10 protein-coding genes are annotated in these 7646 nt (G+C 40.7%); 9 read left to right on the top strand and 1 reads right to left on the bottom strand.

Features of this window, described 5'->3' with window-relative positions; translation table 11 throughout:
* From AC1DSE_RS26125 to AC1DSE_RS26100, 6 genes are all read left to right on the top strand, one after another.
* Nucleotides 1-754, top strand: a 754-nt coding sequence (locus AC1DSE_RS26125) for an ABC transporter substrate-binding protein (RefSeq protein WP_477528417.1), incomplete at its 5' end; no start/stop codon positions are given.
* A gap of 146 nt (nt 755-900) precedes the next feature.
* The gene (locus tag AC1DSE_RS26120; RefSeq protein WP_477512011.1) at nt 901-1275 is read left to right on the top strand and encodes a glyoxalase superfamily protein; all 375 of its coding nucleotides are present in this window, start codon (nt 901-903) and stop codon (nt 1273-1275) included.
* A gap of 38 nt (nt 1276-1313) precedes the next feature.
* Nucleotides 1314-2117 carry an inositol monophosphatase family protein gene (locus AC1DSE_RS26115; RefSeq protein ID WP_477512012.1) on the top strand — a complete coding sequence of 268 codons (804 nt, stop codon included), beginning with the start codon at nt 1314-1316 and terminating at the stop codon, nt 2115-2117.
* A gap of 81 nt (nt 2118-2198) precedes the next feature.
* On the top strand, nt 2199-2930 hold the full coding sequence (locus AC1DSE_RS26110) for a ZIP family metal transporter (protein WP_441885718.1): 732 nt from the start codon (nt 2199-2201) through the stop codon (nt 2928-2930).
* Nucleotides 2931-3042: 112 nt separating this feature from the next.
* Nucleotides 3043-4008 carry a nucleoside hydrolase gene (locus tag AC1DSE_RS26105; protein WP_441885715.1) on the top strand — a complete coding sequence of 322 codons (966 nt, stop codon included), beginning with the start codon at nt 3043-3045 and terminating at the stop codon, nt 4006-4008.
* A gap of 6 nt (nt 4009-4014) precedes the next feature.
* On the top strand, nt 4015-4527 hold the full coding sequence (locus AC1DSE_RS26100) for an acyl-CoA thioesterase (protein ID WP_076269341.1): 513 nt from the start codon (nt 4015-4017) through the stop codon (nt 4525-4527).
* A gap of 424 nt (nt 4528-4951) precedes the next feature.
* On the opposite strand, the gene AC1DSE_RS26095 is transcribed toward AC1DSE_RS26100, so the two are convergent.
* Nucleotides 4952-5080 carry a hypothetical protein gene (locus AC1DSE_RS26095; protein ID WP_256710960.1) on the bottom strand — a complete coding sequence of 43 codons (129 nt, stop codon included), beginning with the start codon at nt 5078-5080 and terminating at the stop codon, nt 4952-4954.
* Between the two features lie 155 nt (nt 5081-5235).
* On the opposite strand from AC1DSE_RS26095, the gene AC1DSE_RS26090 reads away from it, so the two are divergent.
* The 3 genes from AC1DSE_RS26090 to AC1DSE_RS26080 form a co-directional block, all read left to right on the top strand.
* A complete protein-coding gene (locus tag AC1DSE_RS26090) occupies nt 5236-5886 on the top strand; it encodes a phosphatase PAP2 family protein (protein WP_441885711.1) in 651 nt (216 codons plus the stop codon).
* Nucleotides 5887-6072: 186 nt separating this feature from the next.
* Entirely contained in the window at nt 6073-6369 is a 297-nt protein-coding gene (locus AC1DSE_RS26085) for a hypothetical protein (RefSeq protein WP_441885708.1), read from the top strand.
* Nucleotides 6370-6707: 338 nt separating this feature from the next.
* On the top strand, nt 6708-7646 hold a 939-nt coding region (locus AC1DSE_RS26080; RefSeq protein ID WP_477528416.1), incomplete at its 3' end, for an alpha/beta fold hydrolase.

The following is a 7646-nucleotide window of genomic DNA, read 5'->3' as shown; positions in this document are numbered from 1 at the left end:
AGATCACTTGGTAGCTATAGGCATTAAGCCAGTTGCTCAGTGGTCCGTACCTAACGGTATTCAAGATTACTTGCATGATTCGCTTGCTGATGTTCCAACTATACCGTATGATCTTCCATTTGAAGCCGTAACAAGCTTTGAACCAGACCTTATTCTTATGGCATATGATGCGAATGTGGAAGGCGATAAATTTGCGCAATACTCAAAAATTGCTCCAACCTTCACCATTGGCGATAAATTGATTGCAGACTGGCGTGCTACTTTGCTGAAAGTCGGAGAGGTTTTTGGAAAGAGTGCAGAAGCGCAAAAAGCTTTGGATGAGTATGATGCAAAAGCAAAAGCTGCTAAAGAAAAATTGCAAAGCGCAATCCCAGGTGAATCAGCTGCAGCTCTTTGGTTTGTACAAGGCAACTTTTATATCGTAAGTGAAAAGCTATCGAGTGGTGATCTTCTTTATAATCAATTAGGTTTGACTGTTCCAGAGGTTGTAAAAGAAGTTTCTGCAACAGGAACGGGCAACTGGAACGCCATTTCGCTAGAAAAACTAGCTGAACTTGATGCCGACCATTTGTTCCTCATTAACAGCGGCACAGATGCGGATTCGCAAGCATTAAGCGATCCAATCTGGAAAAACATCCCTGCTGTGAAAAACGGTAAAATTTATGAGTACCCAAGCACATCAAGCTGGTTGTACGCAGGTACAATTGCTTACTCACAAGTCATTGATGATGTATTGGAAAGCATTGTGAAATAATAGCAGTAGAGTTGAACAAAGGGCTGTACCTCCGTGCGAATTGTGCATAGGGGTACAGTCCTTTTCTCTGTGGCAAGCCTTCCGTACCTTTTGAAATCCATGTATAATCATGGAAGATAGGACACTGGACAAGGAGTTGTATAATAATGACTTTTCATATGAAATCAACCGTACCGATTCTTCGCATTTTTGATGAGGCGAAAGCACGAGACTTTTATTTCAATTTCTTGGAATTTAAATGCGATTGGGAGCATCGTTTTGAGCCAGACTTGCCGCTCTATATGCAAATCTCTAATGGCGATTGTGTCATCCATTTATCGGAGCATTATGGCGATAGTACGCCTGGTTCAGCAATCCGCATTGAAGTAGACAATGCCAAGGCGCTTCAAGAGCATTTGTTAGCCAAAAAATATAATTTCGCTAGACCTGGCTTTGATGAAGAATGGAATCAAGTGAGCATTACAGATCCATTTGGAAATCGTCTGCACTTTTATTCTGCTAAGTCTGAGGAAATTAGTTAGATACGGTTGAATTAGAGACATGTGAAGGGGCTGAAATATTGGATCAATTGATTTTAAATATGGCTAGAGAGGTTGCTATTGCTGCAGCTTATGAAGCGGGCCGGCTTACACGTGAGAAGTTTGGAACATTGGATCATTATGAAGAAAAAGGCGACCATGGCGATATCGTTACGGAAGTCGATTATTTGGCAGAGAGCATCATACTAAATAAAATTAGAAGCGTATTCCCCGATCATCGCATTCGATCAGAGGAATATGGCGAGAATGATCTGACTAGCGAATGGCTGTGGTTGGTCGATCCACTTGATGGAACTAATAATTTTGCGGTTGGATTGCCGTTGTTCGGCATCTCGATCACGCTCTCTTATAACTTTAAACCGGTGTTGGCGGTCATTTATGAGCCGATGACAGATCGTTTGTACGTGGCAAGCTCAGGCGAAGGCACTCTATGCAATGCTAGGCCAATACATATGAAACAATCAAAGGCTTTTGCAAAAGCGAGAGTTGGCTGGATACAAGGTCATGCGGTGCAAAATGAACAGCGTGCCGTAACGCTTAGACATTACATAGACGTTAACACGAAGCGGATGATGCGGCTGTGGGCGCCAACGCTGCAATGGACGATGCTTGCCAGAGGGGATTTGGATGCAATTATCGTTTACAACTCGGAGGGCGAGGATCTATATTCAGGTATCTTAATGGTTCAGGAAGCGGGCGGCGTTGTCATTGATTATGATGGCAATTCTTTTAAGGGCGTAAATGAAGAGCCTTATTTAATTGCATGCCACCCTGATCATCAGACCTATTTTATGAACCTTGTTAAAGAAGGACTGGCAACGTAAGAAAAGGATGGAAATCGCTTTATTCGTATAAAATAAGGAAACAGTTTTTGGGTAGTGATCGACCCGCTAAGGAGAGACAACATGGTAGAAGCACTCATAGGAAGCTTTATTTCTGCAATGGCTACCGTGCTAGGCGCGGTTCCGCTGCTCTTTGTCAAAAGCCTTTCGGAAAAATGGAAGGACATATTGATTGCTTTTACAGCTGGCATCATGGTTTCTGCGTCTACCTTTGGCTTGCTGCCGCAAGCTCTCAAGGAATCTGGGCTAATCCCACTGACGTTAGGACTTTTAATTGGCGTGATTGCGCTTGACCTCATTGAAAAAAATCTACCCCATATCGATATTGAGCAAAAAAGAGGGATCTCATCCTTTGACAGCAAGTCGCTGCTCGTCATATTTGCATTAATCATCCATAACATTCCGGAGGGCTTAAGCACCGGCTTTAGTTATGCAAGTACGAATGGCGGACTTGGACCGATGGTAGCTATTGCAATCGGGGCTCAGAACATGCCGGAAGGGCTCGTCCTTGCCATCTTCCTTATTCATTCCAAGGTGAGCAAGCTGAAGCTTATGCTAATCGTAACCTTGACGGGTCTAATGGAGGTTGTCTCTGCGATAGTCGGTTATTTTGCCGCAAGTTATGTGGCTGGGCTTATTGGCTATGGACTTGCGTTTGCATCTGGTGCTATGTTGTTCATCGTCTATAAGGAGCTAATTCCTGAGACACATGGACATGGTTATGAACGTTCTGCAACCTATTCCTTTATCATAGGGCTGCTTGTGATGGTGTATATTAGTCATTTCTTTGGTTAATCATTCCAAAATCAAGATGTAATTTTTACGGGAAGCACAAACTTTATATTTTAATTGGTTTTTCAAGCTTTATTCGTTTACAATGAACGATAGAAAAGGGAGGTATCATAATATGTCGAAGATAAACAGGATGTTGCTTGACGTTGATACAGGCATTGATGATGCTTTAGCCATCTTATATGCACTGCTTTCACCAGAGATTAAGGTAGAGGGTATTACGACGGGATTTGGGAATATCGACGTTGAACAAGCTACGGAAAATACGCTGCGTGTCATTCAAGTTGCAAATTGCGGTTATGAGGTTCCCGTTGCGAAGGGTGCATCAGGTCCGCTCAAGCGTGTGTTCCCAGGCGCTGTCGCTCATATTCATGGACATAATGGCATCGGCGATGCAGAATTGCCGCCAACTCATCAGAAGCCTCTGGAGGGTATATCTGCTGCGGAATTCATCGTTCAGAAAGTGAATGAGAGCCCAGGAGAGCTTATTCTTGTAACTGTAGGCAGACAAACGAATCTAGCTCTCGCTCTACAGCTAGATCCTTCCATTGTAACGAAATTCAAAAAGGTCGTTATTATGGGTGGAACAGTATTCGCACCAGGCAACATTACACCCGTGAGCGAAGCAAATCTGTACGGTGATCCAGAGGCAGCAGCGCTAGTATTCGAATCAGAGCTTCCAATTACAATTGTCGGCTTGGATGTAACACAGAAGACTCGTCTTACAAAAACACATATGGAGCAATTATCACGCGAGATTGCTGATGATAAACATGAAATCCTTGATTTCCTAAATGTCGCTTTAGAGCGTTATTTTGAATTTTATGCATTTTCTAATCACTTTGACGGCGAATGCGCAATGCATGATCCGTTAGCTGTTATTGTAGCTATTAATCCTTCTCTCGTGAAAATAGAAACGATGAATGCGGTTATTGACTGCGGTGAAGGTTTAACGGCAGGGATGATCATTACGGATCTCAGAGTACGTTCGGTTGTAGGCCGTCCTGTTGATTTCTGTTTGGAAGTTGAGCAGGAGAGAGCGATCTCCCAGCTATTATCCGTATTTAAAAAAGGGGAATAATCATCAATGGAGCAGAGGCATTCACGCGAGTCCAGATGTTACAAAACGGCAAGAGTATTTCCGCCGGACGTCAACAATCACAATACATTGTTTGGCGGGAAACTAATGGCTTACATCGACGATATTGCTTCGATTGCAGCAACCAAGCATTGCCGGCGTTCAGTCGTGACCGCCTCCACAGACTCTGTTGATTTTTTGCATCCCATCAGACCTTCTGATTCGGTATGTTTAGAAGCGTTCGTGACGTGGACAGGCCGAACCTCAGTAGAGGTTTTTGTGAAGGTGATCAAAGAGGATTTGTTAAGCGGCGAACGTAAAATTGCAGCAACCTCTTTTTTAACCTTTGTTGCACTGGACGAGAATCGGAAGCCCGTTCCTGTACCAATCGTTGTACCGGAATCGGATGAGGAGATAAAACTGTTCGAGACAGCTGAACACCGAGCGGACATGCGCAAGGTGAGAAGAGATGAAAGCAAAAAGTTTGCTGGATTTTTGACGGTTACTTATCCTTGGGATTAACTTTTGATTTCTCAAAAGACTGCGTCAGCATAAAAATTGCTGTCGGGGTCTTTTTTTTGATGAAATTTAATGTTTAGCATTATATTTGTTGAATCGCTTGCTGTTTTTTTGGGGGTATTGAGAGAAAATGCAGTGTACTTGTATCGATTTATGTGTAAAAATGATCCGAAATACGGGTGTGGAACAAATGTTCTCATATAATTTAGCCTAATTAGATGATATTTTTCATCATCTTGGGCAAAATTGACTTAAATGCCGATCTGAAAGGAGATATTGCATTAAGAATTGGGTGAATTGACTAAAATTAATGGTTTTTATCCCCAATATGCTCATTTCGCGAGTGGGGAACATTTGTTCCCTTTTTATGTTTTAGCGCTCAGATAGTAAAGGCAGCTCTTTTTATCGGAGCTGCCTAAACATTAGATTAGCAGCTTTTGTCCTTTTTCTTCGGTATAGCTTCGTCGTTTCTGCTTTGCTTATCACCAAATTGATCGAGCCTGGATGGACTTGAAGCTGGTCCATCATTATCAGGTTTATTATTTCTTCCTGTCAATGTCATCACCTCCAGCATTATAGGGTGAGCAGGATCTGTCCATTTCATACCCACAAAAATCGATGAATTGGAGCCTGTTTGTCCAGTTAGACGTAGTAGTGTATGTACAACATTTTTTTCAGTCTTATTATTCAGAGTATGGAGAGTGCTGCAGGATGAATTTTACTTTCGTTTTTACACGTGCATTTTTGTTAAGTTTAATGGGTGCAATCGGGTTCATATGGATATCCATTTGGATTGGCGATCAGCGAATTGCAAATTTTGATCAGAGCATCATCAGTAAAATTCAAGGAGCGGAATCTGATACTCTTACAGCGATAATGAAGTTTTTTTCGTTTATTGGATCAGGAGTTATGGTTTCTATTTTAGCCATCATCATGTTAGTCGTATTAGCAAAATTGCAATATAGAAGAGAACTGTACTTCTTTGCAGGAATCTTAATTGGATCAACCATTTTAAATAGTGTGCTAAAATTGAGTTTTCAACGTGTCAGGCCAACGATTTACCGCATTATTGAAGAAAATGGCTACAGTTTTCCGAGTGGACATTCCATGGCCGCTTTCACTTTTTACGGGATTATCATTTTTCTATTATGGAAGCATATTCCGAAGGCGTATTGGCGTGTCATTTTGATCTTAGTTGGTTCAGTTATGATACTGGGGATAGGGATTAGCCGGATTTATTTAGGGGTCCATTTTCCAAGTGATATTGTAGGTGGATATTTGGCTAGTGGGACATGGCTTGCTGTATCGATCGGTTTGTATCAGTATGTGCTCGATAGAAGAAATCGCAAATTGAAAAGTTAACTGGGCTGGGACTTTATCAAGCATCATTGAATGTTTATGGAGGATTAGAACAACATGTTTGGTCAAAATCATCCTAATTCTTAATAAAATGATCGGAAGAGAGTGYCTTTTTCCGGTCATTTTTTTGTAAAGTGTAGAGACTATTTGGTATAGTTGTCGTTAATGACGAAGCATTGAGGAGTAAATATGAATTGTATTGCTATCCAACATTATTATAAAGTGAAGAGAGAAATCACAAGTGTAGAACAAAAAACAGTAGTGGATGAACGTGTTATGTATTTATACAAAGAGAAAATTGTTACTAAGTACCGTGAATTTCCGATAACGGAAGTATTCGATTTATCGTATAAACCGATTGGCGGGGATGGCGGTATTTTCTATTTGCACACGCTGCAGGGTGTTTTCTCGTATATGCTATCCACAGATCCAGCGTCTTTTATAGAAGCGTTTAAGGATTTAAGCAGCTCTTCTCCAAAAGAATGATTCATGTTGAAAATGAACCAATAGCGTTGTAGCTCTTGATGAGACCGCCCTTGATTAAAGGCGGTCTTTCCATGTTTAAACAGGTATCCATTTTGCCGTATATGAAGAAGGACGAACCTTACTGCTGTAATCTTAGCTGTAATCTTAATGGAAGCTTAATTGTTAGCCCAATAATGAATAAGAGTTAAGGTCTAGWTAAAGCTGAGTTACACAAGATCTAAGAGTGGTTTGTTAGAATGAGGAAGACAAAAGCAAAGCTATATAAATAAGCAGGTGATTTATCGGAGATTCAACTGAATTGGTTAAAACAAAGAATGTAGAATAAGGGGAGAAATTGAATGATGAAAAAAATACTTAGATTTTTACTTAAAGCTGTAATTGTCATTATTATAGCTATTGTAGTTTTTCTAGCCGTCGTTTTTATCGTTAATATCATCAGCAATAAAACGGACAAAGATAAAATCGTATCTTATGGTCAGCTTGTACCTGTAGACGGGAAAAATATGAATGTTTTGATTCAAGGCGATGGCAAAGAAACGGTTGTGCTGCTGCCTGGTTACGGAACAGGAGCGCCAGCGCTTGATTTCAAACCACTAATTGATGAGTTGGCACCATTTTACAAAGTAGTCGTGATTGAGCCATTTGGGTATGGCTTAAGTGATGTTACAGAAAAAGAACGTACTACTGAAAATATAGTGAAAGAAATTCATGAAGCGCTGCAACAGCTAAATATTAACCGCTACACGTTAATGGGCCACTCTATAGCCGGTATTTACGGTCTAGATTATGTGAACAAATATGAGAATGAAGTTACAGCATTTGTTGGGATAGACAGCAGTGTTCCAACACAAGGCGGTTTGGATGAACCATTTCCATCAGATGTTTATAAAGTACTCAAAAAGACTGGTTTCTTGCGATTGTTATCGAAACTAACCGACGATCAGCTTATTGCTCCAGAAGTTAATGATGAAATGAGAGAGCAGATTAGAATAATCTCTCTCAAAAATATGATGAATCCCAATATCATTAGTGAAGGGGAAAATTTCAAGCCTAATTTTGCCGCTGTTGAGAATTCGAAATTCCCGAAAGACCTTCCTGTTATTTTCTTTTTAGAAGCGAATAATACGGATGTTGAAGGCTGGGAACAATTGCATGAAGAACAGATAAAAGATCTAGTTCATGGAAAATTGATGACATTTGAAGGCACGCATTATCTACACCATACAAGGTCCAAAGAAATCGTGGAAAACTATAGGAGCTTTATGGAGGATGTAAAT

The sequence above is a fragment of the Paenibacillus sp. 01L418 genome (genome assembly GCF_056400045.1).
This window is presented reverse-complemented; position numbering and strand designations above follow the sequence as displayed.